A 19796-nucleotide genomic window follows, 5' to 3' on the forward strand; every position below is an offset into this window, starting at 1 on the left:
TGGCTATACGGCGGCAGCTTTCGTGGCAGCCGCGTGGAGGATGCATGGCTCTCCGATGACGAGTTGGGAGAGGCATTATTAGGCCGGTCGGTCTAATGGAAGCTAACGCGAGGCTACACCCAAAGGGACACAGCAAAGGTTGTACCTAGTAGCCACAAGTTGTACAAAGGTGCCTATAATAGCGTGACCCTATCTAACCGATTAGGTGCTATTCAGCAAACCGCTACACGACTAAGTGGCCTAGCGCCGAACTGGCGCGACAACACGGCCACCGCAATTATTGACAGACCCCTGCAGCGCTTGTTGCAGGCAACCAAGAGGCAATGGCGCCCATGAGCAACAAGGCGACCCACCCACCCGATACCCCGCTCTATCCGATTCGGGAAGTTTCCCGCTTAACGGGTGTGAACTCGGTCACCCTGCGCGCCTGGGAGCGACGCTACGGATTAATTCGCCCACAGCGGACCCCTAAGGGTCACCGGCTCTATGCCCAGGACGATATCAGCCGTATTGAACGCATTCTCCAGTGGCTCAACCGAGGCGTGCCGGTCAGCCAGGTCGCCGACCTGCTTGACCAGCCCGAAACGGTAGAGGCCCCCGCCCCAGATGCCGGGGACTGGTCTAGCCAGCGCCAGCAGCTTCTGGCGGTCATTGAAGCCGTCGACCTTCCCAAGCTGGAAGCGCTCTACCATCAAAGCCTAGCGCTCTATCCGCTAAGCGTGGCGATTAACGAGCTGTGGCAGCCTGTCATTCTGACCCTAGAAGCTAAATGGGCGGCGCAGCCAGATGATTTGGTGCGCCGCACCTTTGAGGCCTTTTTGCGTAGTCAGGTGGGTACTCGCCTGCACTACGCCAACCAGGCAACCCGCGGCCCGCTGATTCTGCTCAGCGCCATGCCCGACGATCCTGGCCCGCTGTGGGTACTGATGAGTGCACTGATGGCCAGCGAGCAGGGCTACCGAGTCCAGCTGTTTGATCATTCGCTGGCACTCGAAGACCTTGCACAAGCGGTGTCTCGCCTGCACTCCTCAATGGTTCTGCTCTCTAGCGGCCAGCGGGAATGCGACAACTATATTCGCGTAGCGCTACCCAAAGCCGCTGAAGCGCTGGGCGTGCCTATCGGCGTATGCGGTGAAGTCGCGCGCCTGCGTGAGAACGATCTGCGCGATGGTCCTGTTCATATGCTGGGCGACGATCTACCCCAGGCGATCGCCCGGCTACGCCCTCTTCTGCGTGAATCAGGCATTCTTTAAGCGTACGAAAAGTCGCCACCCTAAGGACTTTGCATGAACCTGCAGCTTGTTTGGTTTCGCAGCGATCTACGTATTCATGACAATTCCGCACTCGCCGCCGCTGCCGCCAAAGGGCCGGTAGTGGCGGTTTTTTTGCGTAGCATTGAGCAGTGGCGTGACCACGGCCACGGCGCAAATAAGCTCGATTTCTGGGCGCGTGGTGTTAGCGCGCTTAAGGCCTCGCTCAATGGCTTGAATATTCCGCTGTTGCATCGCGATATTGGGCGTTTCGACGACGCCCCCAAGGCGCTTTTAGAGGTTGCCCGCGAACATGGCATCAAGCAGCTCCACTTCAATTATGAGTATCCGCTGAACGAGCAGCGCCGCGACCAGTCGGTACTGGAGGCTTTTCAGCAGGTCGGTATTACCGCCCAAGGCCATCACGACGCGGTGGCGTTTGCCCCCGGTACCTTGCTGACAGGCAAAGGCGACTACTACGGCGTCTTCACCCCGTTTTCAAAAGCGTGGCACAAGCAAGTTACCGCCGAGCAGTTAGCCCTGCGCGACACGCCCAGCGCGCAGTCACCGCTAGCCATTGACAGTGATCCATTACCAGCACTGCCAACGCTAGAGGATGAGCCGCTGGATGGGCGTCTCTGGCCTGCGGGTGAAAATACTGCCAGCGATAACCTTGAGCGCTTTTTACGCTTTCGGGGGCGTCACTATAAAGATCAGCGTGACTTTCCTAAGGTGCGCGGCACGAGCGAGCTTTCGCCCTACTTAGCGCTGGGCGTTATTTCCCACCGCCAGTGCCTGCAAGCGGTCATGAGCGAAAATGGCGGGCACCTTGCCGATGGCGATGCAGGCCTTACCACCTGGGTAAACGAACTCATCTGGCGCGAGTTTTATCAGCATGTCGCGGTCGGCTTTCCTCAGGTATGCCGCTACCAGCCGTTTCAAGCGCACACCAAGCAGTTGCAATGGCGGGATGACGACGAAGGGTTTGCCGCCTGGTGCGAAGGCCGCACCGGTTATCCGATTGTGGATGCCGCCATGCGCCAGCTAGTAACGACCGGCTGGATGCACAATCGTCTGCGAATGATTACGGCCATGTTTCTCAGCAAGCATCTGCTGATTGACTGGCGGCGGGGCGAAGCCTTTTTTATGCGCCACTTGGTCGATGGCGAGTTTTGCGCCAATAACGGCGGCTGGCAGTGGGCAGCCTCAACGGGTACCGATGCGGCACCTTACTTCCGCATTTTCAACCCCACGACCCAATCCACGCGCTTCGACCCAGGCGGCGAATTTATTGCTCAGTGGCTACCCGAGCTCAAGACGTTGCCTGCCAAAGCGCGCCATGCGCCGCCTCAGGACATGCTCAACCCGATTGACTACCCAGCGCCCATCGTTGACCACAAAGCGGCTCGCCAGCGGGCGCTGGATGCCTTCAAAGCGCTCTCCAAATAACGTTAACCTCAGCACCTCTCCATAGCGGCGTCCCGCCGCTATTTTAGGCGGTGCAGCGCTAGCAAACGTTAGCTTGGCACCGTGGCTACTTCCAGCACAGGCCGTCATCTGGGCAGCGCTCTGCTGGGGCATCAGCCGTTACATTCAGCGTTTAGCCGCTAGCGATTAATTAATATGCGCCTTCTGCCTGCGTTAGCGGTGCCCAGCGCTGCTCAAGCTCGGCGGCGGGCATCGGTTTAGCAAAGTAAAATCCTTGTACCAGGGTGCAGCCTGCTTCTACCAGGAACTGACACTGGGCCTGGGTTTCGACTCCTTCGGCGATCACTTCCAGCCCCATGCCTTTTGCCATGGCCAGTACCGCTGTAACAATCGCGGCATCTGCTTGGTCGTTGGGCAACTCGCTAATAAAAGCGCGATCTAATTTAATTTTATCTACTGGTAGCCGCTTCAAATATCCCAGCGACGAGTAGCCGGTGCCAAAGTCGTCAATAGCGATTGAGTAGCCAAGCTCTCTTAGTACCTGCAGACGTGGCCCCATGTCCCCTGCTCGTTCGTCTAGTAACACCGATTCGGTCAGCTCCAAACCAAGTTGTGACGGCTCTAACTGGTAACGCTCAAGACAGGTGGCAAGCTGGGTTTCTAGATCGCCCTGAAAGAGCTGAAGGGCAGAGATATTGACCCAAACAGTGGTCTTCGGCATGCCGCTATTTTGCCAATGCGCTTGCTGAGCACAGGCCTTTTCGATCACCCAACTGCCTAACTCTGCCATCAAGCCGTGACGCTCGGCCAGGGGAATAAACTCTCCCGGCGATATCATGCCACCTTTGGGGTGACGCCAGCGCAGCAGTGCTTCCATACCTACCAACTCACCGCTACCGGGATGGTGTTGGGTTTGGTAGTGAAGCTCTAACTGGTCACCGGAGATCAGCGCGGCACGCAGGTCGCTGACTAATGCTAATTGGGGATTATCCTGTTTATCCAGCGCGGGGCAAAACCGCAGGCTGTGGTTGCGACCCAGCCGCTTGGCGCTGTAAAGCGCTGACTCTAAACGCTGAAACAGCACGCTGGAATCTTGACCATCTTCCGGCGCACGGCAGCTACCAATGGTGAGGCCTAATCGTAGCGACTGTTCATTAATCTCGAAGGGGCGGCACATATGGTCGCGCAGATTCCCTAGCCACTTGTCGTGGTCATCAAAGGTGGTGGTGCGAATCACCATAAACTCATCACCACCCAGCCGCCCCACTACGCTTCCCGCCATATAGCTGGTGAGCCGCTGGGCAAATCGAGCCAGCAGCCGGTCGCCCTGCTCAACGCCTAAGCTATCGTTAACCGACTTAAGTCCGTCAATATCAATCAACGCCATATCCAAGCTTTCACCTGCACGCAGGTGGCGCAGCCTGGACGCCATTAAGTCATGCAAGCGACGCCGGTTAGGTAGGCCTGTTAGCGGATCTTCATAGCCGATACGCCTTAAATCGTTCTCACGAGCTTTTTGTGCCGAAATATCGGAGAACCAGCTGATAAAGTGGGTGATTTTGCCTCGCTTGTCGGTGACGGCACGCACTTTGAGCCATTCAGGGTACTCATCGCCATGTTTGCGACGGTTCCACATTTCGCCTTCCCACCGCCCAGTGGCTTTTAGGGTGCTCCAAAAGTTTTCATAAAACGCTTTGTCATGGCGCTGAGCCGCCAGGGTGTCTAGTTTTCGGCCTATCATCTCTTGGCTTTCATAACCGGTAATTTCGGTAAACGCCGGATTCACCGCTAGCACACGGTTTTGGACATCACTAATGACCACCGCATCACCAGACAACCCCAACGCATCCTGTGAAAGGCGCAGGCGCAGACGCTGCTGACGCACTTGGTTCCAAGCATCCCACAAGCCTAAAGTAACGAAGCTAGCCGCGACCATACGCAGCGCCGCACCGGGGATCCACACGCAGGCAGGTAGCGCCATCAGCGCCACCCATACCAACGGGCGATTAAGAGAGACAGGCAGCCACATGGCGATTCTTGTTGTCCTGATCAGTCACTAACAAAAACAAACGATGACGACATCATGCCGTCTCACTAAAATCTTGGATAGAGCATATTACGTCAATACACCGTTTATTGGGCGAATTCACTAATCCGAACAACACAATAAGGCAACCTGGATTATCGGCAACCCATTAAAAAGTGTTAGAACGTTACGATAAGCCGCTCGCGACGTGCATTCAGCGGTTTCGGGAAGTAGACTAGGCGCAACAATCATCTTCATACTCGGAACGACTCAGTGACCAAGCAACATTCCTTTGATCGCGAAGAACTGCTGGCCTGCTCGCGCGGCGAACTATTTGGCCCCGGCAATGCACAGTTGCCAGCTCCTAACATGCTGATGCTTGATCGCATTAAGCACATTCACGAAGAGGGCGGTGAGCATGGCAAGGGCGAACTGATCGCCGAGCTGGATATCACACCTGATCTGTGGTTTTTTGATTGCCACTTCCCAGGAGATCCAGTGATGCCCGGCTGCTTAGGGCTTGATGCGATGTGGCAGCTGGTGGGCTTCTATCTGGGATGGCTTGGCCATCCTGGCCGTGGCCGTGCGCTAGGCTGTGGCGAAGTGAAGTTCAGCGGCCAAATTTTGCCCGATGCACAAAAAGTGACGTATCGCATTAATATGAAGCGCGTCATCACTCGTCGGCTTATCCTAGGCATTGCTAACGGCACCGTGTCCGTTGACGGACGCGACATCTACCAGGCTAATGACCTGCGCGTTGGCCTATTCACCTCCACTGCGAATTTCTAACAGGAGGCTCCCATGCGACGAGTGGTAGTCACCGGCCTTGGCATCGTGTCGTGCTTAGGTAACGACCAGCAACAGGTCCTAGACGCGCTCAAAAACGGGCGCAGCGGTATTCGTTTTAAGGAAGAGTACGCTGAGCGTGGCTTCCGTAGCCATGTAGCAGGCAGCGTTGATATCGACTTGGACGCGTTAATCGACCGCAAACTGCGCCGCTTTATGGGCGACGCAGCAGCCTATGCGTATGTCTCCATGGCTCAAGCAGTCGAAGACGCCGGGCTAACTGAAGCCCAGGTTTCTGACGTGCGTACGGGGCTGATTGCAGGCTCGGGGGGGGCATCAAGCGCCAACCAAGTTGAAGCTGCCGACGCCATGCGCGAGAAAGGCCTGCGCCGCGTAGGCCCCTACCGTGTTACCCGCACCATGGGCAGCACAGTGTCTGCGTGCTTGGCAACGCCGTTTAAAATCAAAGGTGTGAATTACTCAATCTCTTCCGCCTGCGCAACCTCAGCTCACTGTATCGGCAATGCCATGGAGCAGATCCAGCTAGGCAAGCAAGATGTGGTATTTGCGGGTGGTGGCGAAGAGGAGCACTGGACGCTCTCGTGCCTGTTTGATGCAATGGGCGCCCTCTCCACCCACTACAACGATACGCCTGACAAGGCTTCTCGCCCCTACGACCAGGCGCGCGACGGCTTTGTGATCGCTGGCGGCGGCGGCATGCTGGTGCTTGAAGAGCTGGAGCATGCCAAAGCTCGTGGCGCGAAGATTTACGGCGAGCTGGTGGGCTATGGCGCAACGTCTGATGGCTACGACATGGTGGCTCCCTCTGGCGAAGGTGCTACACGCTGTATGCACCAAGCGATGGCGACCGTGCAGGGCGATATCGACTATATCAATACCCACGGCACCTCTACGCCGGTTGGTGATATGGCTGAGTTGAAGGCCATCCGCAATGTGTTTGGCAACTCAACGCCTGCTATGAGCTCGACCAAGTCGCTAACGGGCCACTCCCTGGGAGCAACAGGCGTACAAGAAGCCATCTACTCACTGTTGATGATGCAGCACAATTTTGTAGCTGCCTCGGCAAACGTTGATCAGCTGGATGAGCAGGCCGATGGCTTCGATATTGTGACCCAGCGTCGCGATAACGTCACCATCGACCGCGTGCTGTCTAATAGCTTTGGCTTTGGCGGTACGAACGCTTGCTTAGTCTTCCAGCGCTATAACGGCTGATCAGCACTTAAGCAGCATAAAAACGGCGCCTTTCGAGGCGCCGTTTTGCGTTATAAAACGATTAGCGAGACGCTGGCCGTGGCACCTCTGAAATTTCCTGTAGCTGACCCTCTATCCAAGCCTCTACATCTTCCAAGACTTCATCGGGCGTACGCCCGGAGGTCTCAATGGGCTCTCCAATGCGCACCCGCAGTACACCCGGGCGCTTGACCCAGTGACGACCAGGCCAGCGCTCACCGGCATTGTGAGCGACGGGAAGCACCGGCACACCGGCTCGGCAAGCAACGACACTACCGCTTTTGTTATAGCGCTTGCGCACGCCAGGATCTACCCGCGTGCCCTCTGGGAAAATCAGGACAGACAGGCCAGTGCCCAGGCGTTCGACGCCCTGCGTCAGCACCTGTTTCATGGCTCGCGCGGGCTTGGAGCGATCCAAACTGATCGGGCGTAGCAAGCGCAGCCCCCACCCAAAAACGGGAATGCGCAGCAGCTCGCGCTTGAGCACGGTGCACACCGGCGGCTTCATCACCTGCAGAAAGAGCGTCTCCCACTCACACTGGTGATTGGCTTGAATGACGCAGGGCCCTGACGGGATATTTTCCCGCCCCTGAATCTCATAGCGCACACCGCAGGCAATGCGGAACCACACCATCAAGAAGTAGTTGTAGAGATTCAACAGCCGATAGCGAGCCGCCAGTGGCAGAAACGGTGCGATGGGTAAAAAAAGCACCCCAATGAGCAGCATGGCAGTGAAATAACCTAAATAAAACAGCAGGCTGCGACCCACATTGATCAAACTGACTCTCCTGTCCCAACGTCATCACGCTGCTGGTCACGGGTTAAGCACCACGCATCTAGCATGCGTCCCACTTCCAGCCGCCAAGGTTTTTGATGCACACCAAAAACATCCAACACTCGACGGCAGTTTAATACCCGACGCAGCTTGGCGTCGTGATGATGATTAAGGGCCTGTATCTCCCCTAAATCAATATGTTCGCCACGCCCTTCTAGGTGAGTGGCCAGCTGAGTACGCACCATTGATGTAAAAGTGAACGCACTGACCGGCTCAGTGCCCGCCAAATGATAGGCTCCCCAGGCGTCAGCGCCGCAGGCCTGCTGCTGTAGCATGCCAATCAACGCCATGGCGACCGCGTCGGCAGAGGTGGGGCAAAACACTACGTCCTCTGCTGCGCGCACCGTCTGCCCCGTGATAAAGCTGTCGATAATTTCACTTAGCCAGGCGTGGCTACCTTCCAACGCAAACAGCGGCCCTAAGCGCACAATCAGATGGCGATGGTATTCGGCACGGATACGATCGCCTGTTTGCACCAATCGACGCAAACACTCATCACGTGGGGCAGGCACGACATGCTCATCAATCGGGATATCAAATCCCTCTTCATAGAGCTGATCCGAGACACACCACACCAGCGCCACGTCTTGGGCTTGGCAGGCATCCACACAGCGATCAACGGCATCCGCATGGGCTTTCACCTCGGCGGGCGTCATGCTCAGCGGGTGCGCCAGCGGGGGAATGAGCACCGCATCGGGCGCTATCGCCTGTAGCTGACTCGGCGAAACAGCAAGGCCTTGCTCAATGACTAGCTCGGTATCCGCGCGCCGGCTCGCTTCACGGGCTAGCGCTAAACTTAAGCAGTGCCCGGCATCTAGTATCAGCAGCTTCAAGACAGCCTCTCCCCCTCAACCCAAAACCGTGGCGGCAACTGCGCCACGCATCGACGAACGTGTGTAAGGTACTTTCTAGAACGGAATTTCGTCGTCGAAATCATCAAAATTACCCGGATCGGGGGCGCCATAGCTGTTGTTTTGGTTATTCGGTGCCGGCTGCTGCTGCGGCGCTGGCTGTCCACCTCGCTGAGGGGCCCCACCCTGAGGCGGGTAGCCGCCCTGCTGGGGCAGGTTTTGGCCATAGTTCTGTTGAGGAGGCGCTTGCTGAGCCGGGGCCTGCTGAGCGTAGCCACCCTGCGGGGCACCACCGCCCTGGAAGTCGCCGCCACGGCTATCCAGCATTTGCATATCGTTAGCCACGATCTCCGTGCTGTAACGATCTTGACCGTTCTGGTCCTGCCATTTGCGCGTTTGCAGGCGGCCCTCAATATACACTTTTGAGCCTTTTTTAAGGTACTGCTGGGCGATTTCAGCGGTTTTGTTGAATAGCACCACGCGATGCCACTCGGTGCGCTCCTGGCGCTGGCCACTTTGGCGATCCATCCAGGTATCGGAAGTGGCTAGGTTTAAGTTTGCTACCGCTGTGCCAGAAGGGGTGAATCGCACTTCAGGATCTTGGCCCAGGTTGCCAATCAAAATAACTTTGTTAATACCGCGCGCCATGAGGTCGCTCCTTTACGTAATCGGACAAATAACTGAGTAGGTCGCTACCTGCTGTTTTTAGCAGGTGAGCGCTCATTCTTTAGGGTCGCGGCGGTGGAATCAGTTTTGCCAGCGCCGCTTGATCGAGTTCTTTGCGGTTTACCTTCAAATACATGAGGCGCTCCTCCGGCACGACCATCACATCTTCCACACCAACCACGTCGGCAAGATGCTCCATCAATAAGTTGATCGCATCAGGCTGCGTATCGTGTAACGCCACCACCTCGCTGGAGAGCGGCGGAGGAGAAGGCATCCGCCACATGGCTACCCACCACGCCAGCGCTAGCACCGCGCAACCAATAAATACCGCGTTAAGCCCCCAGGTATTCGCCAGCAAGCCGCCCAACGTGCCACCTAAAAAAGCGCCGAGAAACTGGCTGGTGGAATACACCCCCATTGCGGTGCCCTTAGCACCCGCTGGGGCCAACTTGCTAAGCATGGAAGGCAGCGTTGCCTCCAGCAAATTAAAGCCGGTAAAGAAAACAAATAGCCAAACAAACAGCCAATGCCCCTGGGAAAGCGACAACCCTAGGCTGGCTAGGCTGGCAGCGATGGCTCCAATCGCCAATAGGCACATCAGCCTCATACGCTGGCGCTTTTCCGCTATGATCACCAGCGGCACCATCGCCACAAAAGAGAGTGCCATAATGCCTAGGTAGGCTAATCCATGGTACTCCACTGCTACCCCCGCATTGAGTAAGCGGAAGGGGATAGCCACAAAGATTGCCATGAGGACAAGATGCAGCGCAAAAATCGATAGATCAAGCCGCCACAAATCCGGCCGGGTAATCACACTTTTAAACTGCTTCCGGTCCAGCCCTACGTCACGGTGGCGTAACCGGCGCGGCGCAGGCGGCACCCAGCGCCAAAGGACTAACAGTCCCACCAATGTTAGGAGTGCGGTAAACCAAAACACCCCAGAGAGCCCCGCCCAGGAGGCTAACCAAGGACCAAGCACCATGGCAATGGCAAACGATACGCCGATCGAAAGGCCAATGGTGGCCATGGCCGCCGTGCGTACCTGCTCGCGGGTTTGATCTGCCAATAGAGCCATTATGGCGGCCGCCACGGCACCGCCCCCCTGAAGGGCGCGACCTAAAATTACCCCGCCAATGCTATCTGCCATGGCCGCTACCACGCTGCCAAAAGCAAAAATCAGCAGCCCCATCGCAATGACACGCTTACGACCAATGCGGTCAGAGAGCAAACCAAACGGGATTTGCAGCGTCGCCTGGGTTAAGCCATAAATGCCTAACGCCACGCCAACCAGTAGCGGCGTAGCGCCTGTCAACGTGTCGGCATAAAGCGCGAGCACCGGCAGAACCATGAACAGTCCCAGCATACGAGACGCATAAAGGCCGGCCAAGCCGCTGATTGCACGGCGTTCAGCGGCCAGCAGCAGTGCGGAAACCTTGCGCATAGTGCCCTTGTGTATGGTGGATGGGCCAGAACGGCCTGAGGTAACCCCCCATTCTAGCGCTTTGTCATCACGCTGGAAACGCCAAGCGCGGTGACGCAGGCAGAGACAGTTTTGCCGGGAAGGGGACAGCAATCGTATAATTACGCTTTTGCCACGCGATTCGAGGTGTTGATGGACAGCATTCTGGTCAGGGGTGCCCGCACCCACAACCTCAAGCAGATCGATGTGGAGCTGCCTCGCGACAAGCTTATCGTCATTACCGGGCTTTCCGGTTCCGGTAAGTCATCGCTGGCGTTTGACACGCTCTATGCCGAGGGGCAGCGTCGCTACGTGGAGTCGCTCTCTACCTATGCACGCCAATTCCTCTCGATGATGGAGAAGCCCGATGTGGACCACATCGAAGGTCTCTCTCCTGCGATCTCTATTGAGCAGAAATCCACCTCCCACAACCCGCGCTCAACCGTGGGCACTATCACCGAAATTTACGACTACCTGCGTCTGCTGTTTGCCCGCGCAGGCACGCCCCGTTGCCCAGAGCACGGTGAAGACTTAGAAGCCCAGACCATTTCGCAGATGGTCGATCAGGTAATGAACCTCGCCGAGGGCACCAAGCTAATGCTGCTGGCCCCTATGGTGAAGGGCCGCAAAGGCGAGCATTTACAATTGCTCAGCGAGCTGCGTGCCCAGGGGTTCGTGCGGGTGCAGATCGACGGTCAAGTGCTCGAACTCGACGACATCGCACCATTGGATAAGCGTAAAAAACACGATATCAGCGTGGTAGTGGACCGCTTTAAAGTGCGCGACGATATCGCCCAGCGCTTAGCGGAATCGTTTGAGACCGCGCTAAACCTGGCCGACGGCACGGCGATGATTCACTTTATGGATGGCGAGCAGGAAGACCTCGCCTTCTCCTCGCGCTTTGCCTGCCCGGTATGTGGCTACTCGCTCTCAGAGCTTGAGCCGCGCATGTTCTCTTTTAACAACCCTGCGGGCGCCTGCCCTACCTGTGATGGCCTCGGCGTTCAGCAGTACTTTGACCCAGATAAGCTGATTAGCCATCCAGAGCTTTCCCTCGCAGAAGGCGTCATTAAAGGCTGGGATCGGCGCAACATTTACTATTTCACCCAGTTGCAGGCACTCGCCAAGCACTACCGCTTCGAGCTGGAAACCCCCTGGCAGGAGCTGGCTCGCCACGAGCGTGAGATCATCCTCAACGGTAGCGGCAATGAGCAAATTCCGTTCGTGTACGTGGGGGATCGCGGCCGCAAAGTCACCCGGGAGCATGCCTTTGAAGGCGTGCTGCCCAACATGCAGCGCCGCTATCGGGAAACCGAATCCAACATGGTGCGTGATGATCTCGCCAAGTATATCGCCGTGCAGCCGTGTACCACCTGCGGCGGCTCGCGGCTGCGCAAAGAGTCGCGCCATGTGTACGTGGATGACCACAACATTGCGGATATCGTTCACCTGCCGATTGGCGACGCGTGGCGCTACTTTGCCGAGCTGGCCCTGCCGGGGCGTAAAGGCGAAATTGCCGACAAGATCGTCAACGAGATTCACGCGCGCCTAGAGTTCCTGGTCAACGTGGGCCTGGACTACCTGAACCTAGAGCGCAGCGCCGACACCCTCTCCGGCGGCGAAGCCCAGCGTATCCGTCTGGCTAGCCAAATCGGCGCGGGGCTGGTGGGCGTCATGTACATTCTGGACGAGCCCTCTATCGGCCTGCATCAGCGGGACAATGACCGCCTGTTGAAAACCCTGGAGCGACTGCGCGACCTGGGCAATACCGTGATTGTGGTCGAACACGACGAAGACGCCATTCGCGCGGCAGACCATGTGCTGGATATCGGCCCCGGTGCTGGTGTGCATGGCGGTGAAATCGTCGCCCAAGGCACGCCCCAGCAAGTGATGGATAACCCCAACTCGCTCACCGGTCAGTATCTTTCCGGCACTCGTGAAATCGCCGTGCCGCCCTACCGTATTCCCAGCAATCCGGAAAAGCAGTTGGTCGTGCGCGGCGCGACAGGCAATAACCTGCAAAACGTCACGCTGAGCCTGCCTTTGGGGCTGTTTATTGCCGTGACGGGGGTTTCTGGCTCGGGTAAATCAACGCTGATTAACGGCACGCTGATGCCCATTGCCGCCCGTGAGCTTAACCGCGCCACCACCTTGACCCCAGCGCCCTATGAGAAGGTTGAAGGGCTTGATCAGCTCGATAAAGTGATCGATATCGACCAGAGCCCCATTGGCCGTACGCCGCGCTCTAACCCTGCGACGTACACCGGTATTTTCACGCCCATTCGCGAGCTATTTGCGGGTACCCAAGAGGCGCGCTCACGGGGCTATAAGCCGGGCCGCTTCAGCTTTAACGTTAAGGGCGGGCGCTGTGAAGCGTGTCAGGGCGAGGGCATGATCAAGGTAGAGATGCACTTCCTGCCGGATATCTACGTACCCTGCGATGTATGTAAAGGTAAGCGTTACAACCGCGAAACGCTGGATATTCACTATAAAGGCAAGACCATCCACGAAGTGCTGGAAATGACCGTGGAAGACGCGCTGGCATTCTTCAGCCCGGTGCCCGCCATTGCCCGCCGCCTGCAAACGCTAATGGACGTAGGGCTCTCGTATATTCGCTTAGGGCAAAGCGCCACCACGTTATCCGGCGGTGAAGCACAGCGTGTCAAACTGGCCCGAGAGCTAGCTAAGCGCGACACCGGCAAAACGCTCTACATTTTGGATGAACCTACCACAGGCCTACATTTTGAAGATATTCGCCAGCTGCTGACCGTACTCCACCGACTGCGCGATCACGGCAATACGATTGTCGTGATTGAGCACAACTTGGATGTGATCAAAACCGCCGACTGGCTCATTGATCTTGGACCGGAAGGTGGCTCTGGCGGCGGGCAAATTATTGCTGAGGGCACGCCCGAGCAGATTGCCAAGCAGAGCGTTTCGCATACCGGGCGCTTCCTGGCGCCACTACTGGAGCGGGCCAAACGCGCATCATCCACTTCCTAGCGCTTAGCTACCCGGTGCCCGAAGCCAATCACGATATTAGTGGCCAATTCCGCCTGCCGCTCTCCCAGGAGCAGCTGGCGGACATTCTAGGCTTAAGTCCAGTTGTCATTTTCAGCAATTAGTGCGACCCTCAGGGCGTAATATCGGGCTATTATGGTAGTCTATGCAGGATTGAATGCGACAGAATTAATAGCAATTGCTGCGACAGGCCACGTTTTATTCAACATTTGGTGCGACTGCTCATGCCACTGCCTACATCTGTTCGTAAAATCGGCCCTACCCGACGAAGTGTGTCTGGCTACTATGCCTTTCGCGGGGAGGAGTCTATTGCGTTCGAGTCGACGCTCGAACGTGATTTCCTCATAAAGGCTGACTTTGATGTGAGCGTCCTTGGTGTGATATCCCAGCCGTGCGAGATCTCGTTTCATCATCCAGTGACCGGTAGGCGTTACACCTACACGCCGGATTATTTAGTTTATTACCGTCTCGGTAACCGTCATTACAAGGACTACCCGAAACCTCTCCTGGTGGAAGTCAAACCACGGGAAAAGTGGCAAGCACATTGGCGTGAATGGTCGCCTAAATGGAAGGCGGCGATACGGCATGCCAACAATGAGGGCTGGGCGTTTCGCATTCATGATGAAAGCCGCATTCGTGATAAGACCTTGGACAACATTACCTTCCTAGCGCGCTACAAGCGGATGGTGTTTCCCTCTGTCGAAAGCCAGGCAGTCCTCAACACGGTGAGGGAAATGGGGGTGGCGACCTTGGATTACCTGCTTTCTCGGCACTTTATGGGCGATATTTACCGGGCAGAGGGGATTGCGCATTTATGGCATCTACTGGCGACTCGGCAGTTAGATTGCGATATGGCCCAATCCTTCAGTCCTCTATCGGAGGTATGGGTACCCGATTATGAATAACCATCGTGGCAGCGCAACTGAACCCAATAACGGCGTCGCCCAAACACGCCAACACTTGCAGATTATGGTGGGTGAGCAGGTTCAGAAAGATGGCACCGTTTACCGAATTTCCCAGGTGCTCGATTTTGAGACAGTCATTGGCATTGCCGTTGAGTCCGGGCGTAGTTGCCCGCTTCGCATCAAAGAACTAGCGCCTCTCAATAGCGGGTCCGTATCCCCTGAGCAGGATATGTCCGAGATTGGGGATACCGATTGGCGGGAGGCCGAGCATCGCTTTTCCATCATTAAGCCCTTGGTGGATCGCCATACGGTGGGGCGGGATGCAGCGGAGGAGCGTGCGAAACAAACGGGGGTTGATACGGCTACGATCTACCGTTGGTTGAAGCGGTATAAAGCGACGGGCTCGGTGCTCGCATTGATTCCTCAAAAGCCAGGGTGGAAGAAGGGAAAGTCGCGTATTCCCGCGCATGCCGAGGCAGTGATTCAGGAAGTCATCAAAGAGGTGTATTTGACGCTGCAGCGTCCGTCCGCACAAAAAGCGGTACAGGAAGTCATGCGGCGCTGCCATGAACGGCGCATCGACCCGCCGAGCCCTGGTACCGTTCGTGCTCGTCTGCGTGATATCCCAGAGCGTGACCGGTTGCGTGGCCATGGTTTTAGAGACAAAGCCATTAACAAGTTCCAGCCGGCTGCCGGAAAATTTCCCAATGCGGACTATCCGTTAGCCGTTATGCAGATTGACCACACGCCTGCCGATATTATTTTGGTCGATGACGTGTATCGCAAGCCGATTGGTCGCCCATGGATTACGTTGGCCATGGACGTGTTTACTCGCATGGTCACGGGGTATTACTTGTCGTTTGACCCGCCCTCTGAAACATCTGTCGGCATGTGTGTGGCGCACTCCATGCTTCCTAAAGATGAGTGGTTGCTACTGCATAATGTGGAGGCTGAGTGGCCGGTATGGGGCACACCCGCCACGATTCATGTCGATAACGGCCCAGATTTTCGCTCTGAGACGTTTCGGCGCTCATGCCTAGCCTATGGGGTCAACCTTGAGTTTCGGCCTGTTAAGCAGCCTCGTTATGGTGGCCACATTGAGCGGGTACTGGGCTCTCTTCTAAAGGAAATCCATAACCTGCCTGGGACGACCTTCTCCTCCATTAAAGAGAAAGAGGGATACGATCCAGAGAAGCACGCGGCCATGACGAAAAGCGAGTTTGAAGAGTGGCTGGTGACGTTGATTTGCAAGGTTTACCACCAGCGCCTTCATTCTGGGATTGGTATGTCGCCGATGAAAAAGTGGGAAATTGGTGTGTTTGGCAATGCGGATGTGCAGGGAGTGGGATTAGCGCCGAGGCCTGCTGACAGGCTCTCTGTATTGCTCGATTTTTTGCCCAGCTTTCAGCGTACGATCCAGACCTTTGGTGTGACCATCGATGGCATAAACTATTACGATGAAGCGCTAAGACCTTGGATCAATGCCAAAGATCCAGACATGCCAGACAAGAAACGCACCTTTGTTTTCCGGCGCGACCCTCGCGACATTAGTGTCATTTGGTTCAAAGACCCGGAGCTCGGGCACTATTTTCGCGTGCCCTTTGCCAATCTTGCCCTCCCCTCGATGAGTGTTTGGGAGTATGCCCAAGCTAAAGCGCGCCTTCGGCAGGAAGGAAGAAACTCGGTCAATGAGACTGAAATTCTACGCGCTATTAGTGAGCTGCGAACCCATGTGGAGGAGTCGCAAGCACGTACTAAGCGAAGTCGCCGTCAGGCACAACGACGTAAAGAGCATGAGAAGAAGGTGACGCCTGCAGATCCCCTTTTACATGCGCCCTCAACTGCGGCCCCTAAAGAGACACCCGCTCAAGGGGACGGTCTTTTAACGGGTGATATCGATGTGAACTGGGACATAGCATGAGCACACACCTTCATCCTGATCTTCGTCACGTCTTGGGGCTGTCCGCTAAAGAGCGAATGGAGTTTATGGATCAACCGCGCTGGTTGGGCTATCCATTGGCCAATCGTGTCATTGAGGTCATGCGTGGGTTGATGGAGAAGCCCAGTCGTCCTCGTATGCCTAACCTCTTGCTCGTGGGTGACTCCAACAACGGAAAGACAACCATCGTTCAACGGTTTCGTAAGCAGTACGGTGAAGGCTACGTGAATGAAGACGTAGAGCCCGTGAAGCCTGTTGTTGTCACTCAGGCTCCCCCGAGTGCCGATGAGAAAAGTCTGTATATCGCAGTGCTAGAGAGTTTCTGGGCTCCCTACCAGCCTACAGATCCTGTTCCCAAGCTGCGCTACCAGGTGATTCATCAACTGCGTGCTTGCCATACGCGCTTACTGATCATCGATGAGTTTCACTCTCTGTTAACCGGTGGTGCTGTTAAGCAGCGCGAAACGATGAATGCCATTAAGCTTTTATGCAATGAGCTAATGATTCCCATCGTTGGTGTGGGGACGCAAGATGCTGTGCGTGTGCTGCATTCAGACCCACAGCATGCGAGTCGCTTTGATGTGGTCGCGTTACCAAAGTGGGAGCTCAATCAGGAGTTTCAGAAGCTGCTCGCTGGCTTTGAGAAGATATTACCTCTCAAACATCCTTCCCAACTGCATGAGCCCCAATTGGCGACCCAGCTCCACGCGATTTCTGGCGGTAATTTGGGTGACCTGCACCGGCTGCTGATTGAGTGTGCAAATGCCGCTATTTTGTCTGGAGCTGAGTGCATCGATGAGAAAATTATTCAGAGTAAATCATGGGTGCGGCCCACCCGTGGCATTAGGGAAGTGATGCTGTAATGACCTGGGCGCTGAGTGTGCCCCTGCTGCCTGAGGAGTCCCTTTCATCATGGCTCGTTCGGGCGGCGTTGCGACAGGGGTGTGATCCTTTGTCGCTCACCGGGGCTATTTGGCCAACATGGCGTATATGGACGAGGGACATTGATAGGGAAATACCCCTCGCAAGAATGCGCCCATTAGTGAATGCCTCGGGGATATCTTCCGCTAAGTTTCAGAAAGCGGGGATGCGGGACGATTGTGAGAAAGTGGTCGGTTACTCGTTACCGGAAACCCGGACTTGGCCCTGGTTGTTGGCACTCGGCAGCCGAAATCGAACCCGCCATGGAGGACAACAGGTATGCACGTTGTGCTTGGCAGAGGACTCAACCCCCTACTTGCGCCGGCACTGGCGATTCGCTTGGCACACTGGGTGCCGCTTTCATGGGGTGCAGCTGGTAGATGAGTGCCCAGCATGCAAGGCCCCTATAGAGCCCCATCGCCTGACAGCGGAAGATCAACATTTAGCTCAATGCAGCCGGTGTCATAACGATTTTAGAAAGGCGGTATGCACGTCGCCTTTACCTGAAGCGTTCAGTGTTCAAGTGATGGCTGATCGTGTGTTAGAACAGGATAAGGTGACGTTTAGGCAGGCCTCTATCGCACCCGCCGATTGGTTTTCTATGGTGGCCTTTTTTATTGGCGTTATACGGCGTGCAAGTCGGCGGCCTGTGTCACCCCTGGCCGATGCGCTTCTTTCATTGGGCATTTCGGTTACGGATTGCCGAATGCCTGTGTCTGGCCTGGCGTTTGAGCTGCTGGCTGTCAGCGAGCGTTGTGCCTTATTGGTAGCGTTGGAACGCTTGCTCAGTATGGGCCTTGAAGAAACGTTCAGCGTTCTGGTCGCGTGCAATGTCAAAACGAGCGCGCTTCATGATCCCCGAAGGTCGCCCCCCGTTGTGTTGTTGCCGCTGCTATCACGGTTATCTCACCACCCTCATGGGCCGCATCGCCGCCGTGTTCCCCCGGCTTGTCGCCCCATGTCGGAACGCGCTGTTAGAGCCTCATGGGCGCGTTTAAAACGCAGAATGAAAGCGGAGCCAACCTCTTGAATCAACACCAAACGGTCGACTGCGATGAGTGTGGCCGAGAAGTCTCCAAATTGTGGCGACGCCATAAAGGGCACGGCTACTGTTCAACTTGCTATGCTCGTGTGTTTAAGCGGCGGATGTGCCCACGATGTGGTGAGTTAGCCCGTCTGCCTAAGAATGACCCAGACGCCGTCTGTCGTCAGTGCAACGTTGACAAACCGTGTGCACGATGTGGAAAAGCCAGTTCAGACTACAACATCGGCAAGGTCACTCCCTACGGCCCTGTCTGTATCGCCTGCGCTCCCTATTTCAAAGAACCAGAGCCCTGCGAGGCGTGTGGGAAAGCATCTCAACGTCTTACCCGAGTGGCGCGTATGGGGCATGATCATCGCTTATGTCCACGCTGTTCGACAGCAGACCACGGTACCTGTTCTGCATGTCGTCGACATCGTTTATTGGTGGTGGCACCCAACGGGGATGCGTTGTGCAAAGCCTGTAATGAGCAAGGGGAAATTGCCTGCCCATCGTGTGGTAATCCCATGCCAGCGGGTCGAGGTGATGCCTGTGAGCCCTGCTATTGGACGCGAACATGCCGTAAACGCATCACCATTGGCCAAGCCGGTATCACTACCAAAGCGTTAAGTGAGGCCTTTGGGGAATTTGGTGAATGGCTGATTCGTATCACTGGGCCGCATAAGGCTGCCCTCAAGATCAATCATTTCTTCTCGTTCTTCCTTGAGCTCGACCAGGCATGGTCACGGATACCGAGCTATTCGGAGCTACTTCATCACTTCGGGGCGGAGGGCTTGCGGCGTGTGAGGCTTCCCATGCGATGGTTGCATGAAGAGCAAGGGGTAGAGCCGGATCACCAAGCAAAGCGGATCGACTCAGAGAAAAGACGTATTCAAGCGTGTCTCAGTTCTATGCCGTTCGCTTCGCTATCAGACCAAGTGCTGCAAGCCTATTGGCTGCAATTGGAAACCCGTATAGAGGCGGGCAAAACGTCCCACACCTCCGCACGACTTGCACTAAGAGCGGCAGCCGCATTGCTACTCGCTACTAACCGGGAGGGGCAGCGACTGCCTCAACAGGGCGATGTGGACAACTATTTGCATGCGGTGCCCGGACAAGCAGCCTCGGTCACGGGGTTTACTAATTTCTTAAATCGCCAACATGCCACCACGTTGGCTCCTCGGGTGGATGTAAAACGGGCAAGAAAGCGGCGAAAAGAAACACTAGCCCGCACCCTGATGACGATGGCCCGGTGTGCTGATCAAGGAGAGGCCTGGAGGGAGGCATGGATCGTTGCTGCCATGGAGTATTTCCATGACACAAAATTAACGCAGAAAATGCTTCGACAACAGACCGTAGAGCGGACGACAGACGGGATACAGGTGGTAGTGGGTGGCGTTACCTACTGGCTGCCTCTGGATATTGAGTGCTAAGACA

The 19796-nt window shown here is 56.1% G+C and carries 15 protein-coding genes; 10 read left to right on the top strand and 5 right to left on the bottom strand.

Annotated features, from left to right (window positions below):
• Positions 1 to 332 precede the first annotated feature (332 nt).
• Both BMY49_RS01420 and phrB read left to right on the top strand, forming a co-directional pair.
• Positions 333 to 1253 carry a MerR family transcriptional regulator gene (locus BMY49_RS01420; RefSeq protein ID WP_201786213.1) on the top strand — a complete coding sequence of 307 codons (921 nt, stop codon included), beginning with the start codon at positions 333 to 335 and terminating at the stop codon, positions 1251 to 1253.
• A gap of 33 nt (positions 1254 to 1286) precedes the next feature.
• Positions 1287 to 2699 carry a deoxyribodipyrimidine photo-lyase gene (gene phrB / locus BMY49_RS01425; protein WP_089674594.1) on the top strand — a complete coding sequence of 471 codons (1413 nt, stop codon included), beginning with the start codon at positions 1287 to 1289 and terminating at the stop codon, positions 2697 to 2699.
• A 169-nt stretch (positions 2700 to 2868) separates the two neighbouring features.
• Here phrB and BMY49_RS01430 read toward each other — a convergent pair whose 3' ends face one another.
• On the bottom strand, positions 2869 to 4707 hold the full coding sequence (locus tag BMY49_RS01430) for a putative bifunctional diguanylate cyclase/phosphodiesterase (protein ID WP_044630324.1): 1839 nt from the start codon (positions 4705 to 4707) through the stop codon (positions 2869 to 2871).
• Positions 4708 to 4977: 270 nt separating this feature from the next.
• Here BMY49_RS01430 and fabA point away from each other — a divergent pair, with 270 nt between their 5' ends.
• Complete coding sequence (gene fabA, locus BMY49_RS01435; RefSeq protein ID WP_054640890.1) at positions 4978 to 5493, top strand: 3-hydroxyacyl-[acyl-carrier-protein] dehydratase FabA; 516 nt, start codon at positions 4978 to 4980, stop codon at positions 5491 to 5493.
• A 12-nt stretch (positions 5494 to 5505) separates the two neighbouring features.
• Positions 5506 to 6723, top strand: coding sequence for a beta-ketoacyl-ACP synthase I (fabB, locus tag BMY49_RS01440; RefSeq protein ID WP_044630322.1), 1218 nt, complete (start codon positions 5506 to 5508; stop codon positions 6721 to 6723).
• A 61-nt stretch (positions 6724 to 6784) separates the two neighbouring features.
• Here the strand turns inward: fabB and BMY49_RS01445 are convergent, their stop codons facing one another.
• From BMY49_RS01445 to BMY49_RS01460, 4 genes are all read right to left on the bottom strand, one after another.
• Positions 6785 to 7519, bottom strand: coding sequence for a lysophospholipid acyltransferase family protein (locus BMY49_RS01445; protein WP_062360475.1), 735 nt, complete (start codon positions 7517 to 7519; stop codon positions 6785 to 6787).
• Entirely contained in the window at positions 7516 to 8409 is an 894-nt protein-coding gene (locus tag BMY49_RS01450) for a sugar nucleotide-binding protein (protein ID WP_062360473.1), read from the bottom strand. The genes BMY49_RS01445 and BMY49_RS01450 overlap by 4 nt, the downstream gene beginning before the upstream one ends.
• Positions 8410 to 8484: 75 nt before the next feature.
• The gene (gene ssb, locus BMY49_RS01455) at positions 8485 to 9075 is read right to left on the bottom strand and encodes a single-stranded DNA-binding protein (RefSeq protein WP_062360470.1); all 591 of its coding nucleotides are present in this window, start codon (positions 9073 to 9075) and stop codon (positions 8485 to 8487) included.
• 79 nt (positions 9076 to 9154) lie between these two features.
• The gene (locus BMY49_RS01460; protein WP_058579861.1) at positions 9155 to 10534 is read right to left on the bottom strand and encodes an MFS transporter; all 1380 of its coding nucleotides are present in this window, start codon (positions 10532 to 10534) and stop codon (positions 9155 to 9157) included.
• 171 nt (positions 10535 to 10705) lie between these two features.
• Here BMY49_RS01460 and uvrA point away from each other — a divergent pair, with 171 nt between their 5' ends.
• From uvrA to BMY49_RS01490, 6 genes are all read left to right on the top strand, one after another.
• On the top strand, positions 10706 to 13555 hold the full coding sequence (gene uvrA / locus BMY49_RS01465) for an excinuclease ABC subunit UvrA (protein ID WP_044630317.1): 2850 nt from the start codon (positions 10706 to 10708) through the stop codon (positions 13553 to 13555).
• A gap of 242 nt (positions 13556 to 13797) precedes the next feature.
• Complete coding sequence (locus tag BMY49_RS01470) at positions 13798 to 14478, top strand: heteromeric transposase endonuclease subunit TnsA (RefSeq protein ID WP_044630316.1); 681 nt, start codon at positions 13798 to 13800, stop codon at positions 14476 to 14478.
• Entirely contained in the window at positions 14471 to 16399 is a 1929-nt protein-coding gene (locus tag BMY49_RS01475; protein WP_062360467.1) for a Mu transposase C-terminal domain-containing protein, read from the top strand. Before BMY49_RS01470 ends, BMY49_RS01475 begins: the two co-directional genes overlap by 8 nt.
• The gene (locus tag BMY49_RS01480; protein ID WP_044630314.1) at positions 16396 to 17280 is read left to right on the top strand and encodes a TniB family NTP-binding protein; all 885 of its coding nucleotides are present in this window, start codon (positions 16396 to 16398) and stop codon (positions 17278 to 17280) included. Before BMY49_RS01475 ends, BMY49_RS01480 begins: the two co-directional genes overlap by 4 nt.
• Positions 17280 to 18368, top strand: coding sequence for a TniQ family protein (locus tag BMY49_RS18130; protein WP_074211192.1), 1089 nt, complete (start codon positions 17280 to 17282; stop codon positions 18366 to 18368). The genes BMY49_RS01480 and BMY49_RS18130 overlap by 1 nt, the downstream gene beginning before the upstream one ends.
• A gap of 518 nt (positions 18369 to 18886) precedes the next feature.
• Positions 18887 to 19792, top strand: a complete 906-nt coding sequence (locus BMY49_RS01490; protein WP_074211193.1) for a hypothetical protein — start codon at positions 18887 to 18889, stop codon at positions 19790 to 19792.
• Positions 19793 to 19796: the final 4 nt, after the last annotated feature.

The sequence above is a fragment of the Vreelandella aquamarina genome (genome assembly GCF_900110265.1).
Classification (GTDB): Bacteria; Pseudomonadota; Gammaproteobacteria; order Pseudomonadales; family Halomonadaceae; genus Vreelandella; species Vreelandella aquamarina.

What these genes read in the sequence shown, in the direction of transcription:
- BMY49_RS01420 (WP_201786213.1), top strand. Translation starts at nt 333, where the DNA reads ATGAGCAACAAGGCGACCCACCCACCCGATACCCCGCTCTATCCGATT.
- ssb (WP_062360470.1), bottom strand. Translation starts at nt 9,075, where the DNA reads ATGGCGCGCGGTATTAACAAAGTTATTTTGATTGGCAACCTGGGCCAA.
- uvrA (WP_044630317.1), top strand. Translation starts at nt 10,706, where the DNA reads ATGGACAGCATTCTGGTCAGGGGTGCCCGCACCCACAACCTCAAGCAG.
- BMY49_RS01480 (WP_044630314.1), top strand. Translation starts at nt 16,396, where the DNA reads ATGAGCACACACCTTCATCCTGATCTTCGTCACGTCTTGGGGCTGTCC.
- BMY49_RS01470 (WP_044630316.1), top strand. Translation starts at nt 13,798, where the DNA reads ATGCCACTGCCTACATCTGTTCGTAAAATCGGCCCTACCCGACGAAGT.
- BMY49_RS01475 (WP_062360467.1), top strand. Translation starts at nt 14,471, where the DNA reads ATGAATAACCATCGTGGCAGCGCAACTGAACCCAATAACGGCGTCGCC.
- BMY49_RS01460 (WP_058579861.1), bottom strand. Translation starts at nt 10,534, where the DNA reads ATGCGCAAGGTTTCCGCACTGCTGCTGGCCGCTGAACGCCGTGCAATC.
- BMY49_RS01490 (WP_074211193.1), top strand. Translation starts at nt 18,887, where the DNA reads ATGCCAGCGGGTCGAGGTGATGCCTGTGAGCCCTGCTATTGGACGCGA.
- BMY49_RS18130 (WP_074211192.1), top strand. Translation starts at nt 17,280, where the DNA reads ATGACCTGGGCGCTGAGTGTGCCCCTGCTGCCTGAGGAGTCCCTTTCA.
- fabB (WP_044630322.1), top strand. Translation starts at nt 5,506, where the DNA reads ATGCGACGAGTGGTAGTCACCGGCCTTGGCATCGTGTCGTGCTTAGGT.
- BMY49_RS01430 (WP_044630324.1), bottom strand. Translation starts at nt 4,707, where the DNA reads ATGTGGCTGCCTGTCTCTCTTAATCGCCCGTTGGTATGGGTGGCGCTG.
- phrB (WP_089674594.1), top strand. Translation starts at nt 1,287, where the DNA reads ATGAACCTGCAGCTTGTTTGGTTTCGCAGCGATCTACGTATTCATGAC.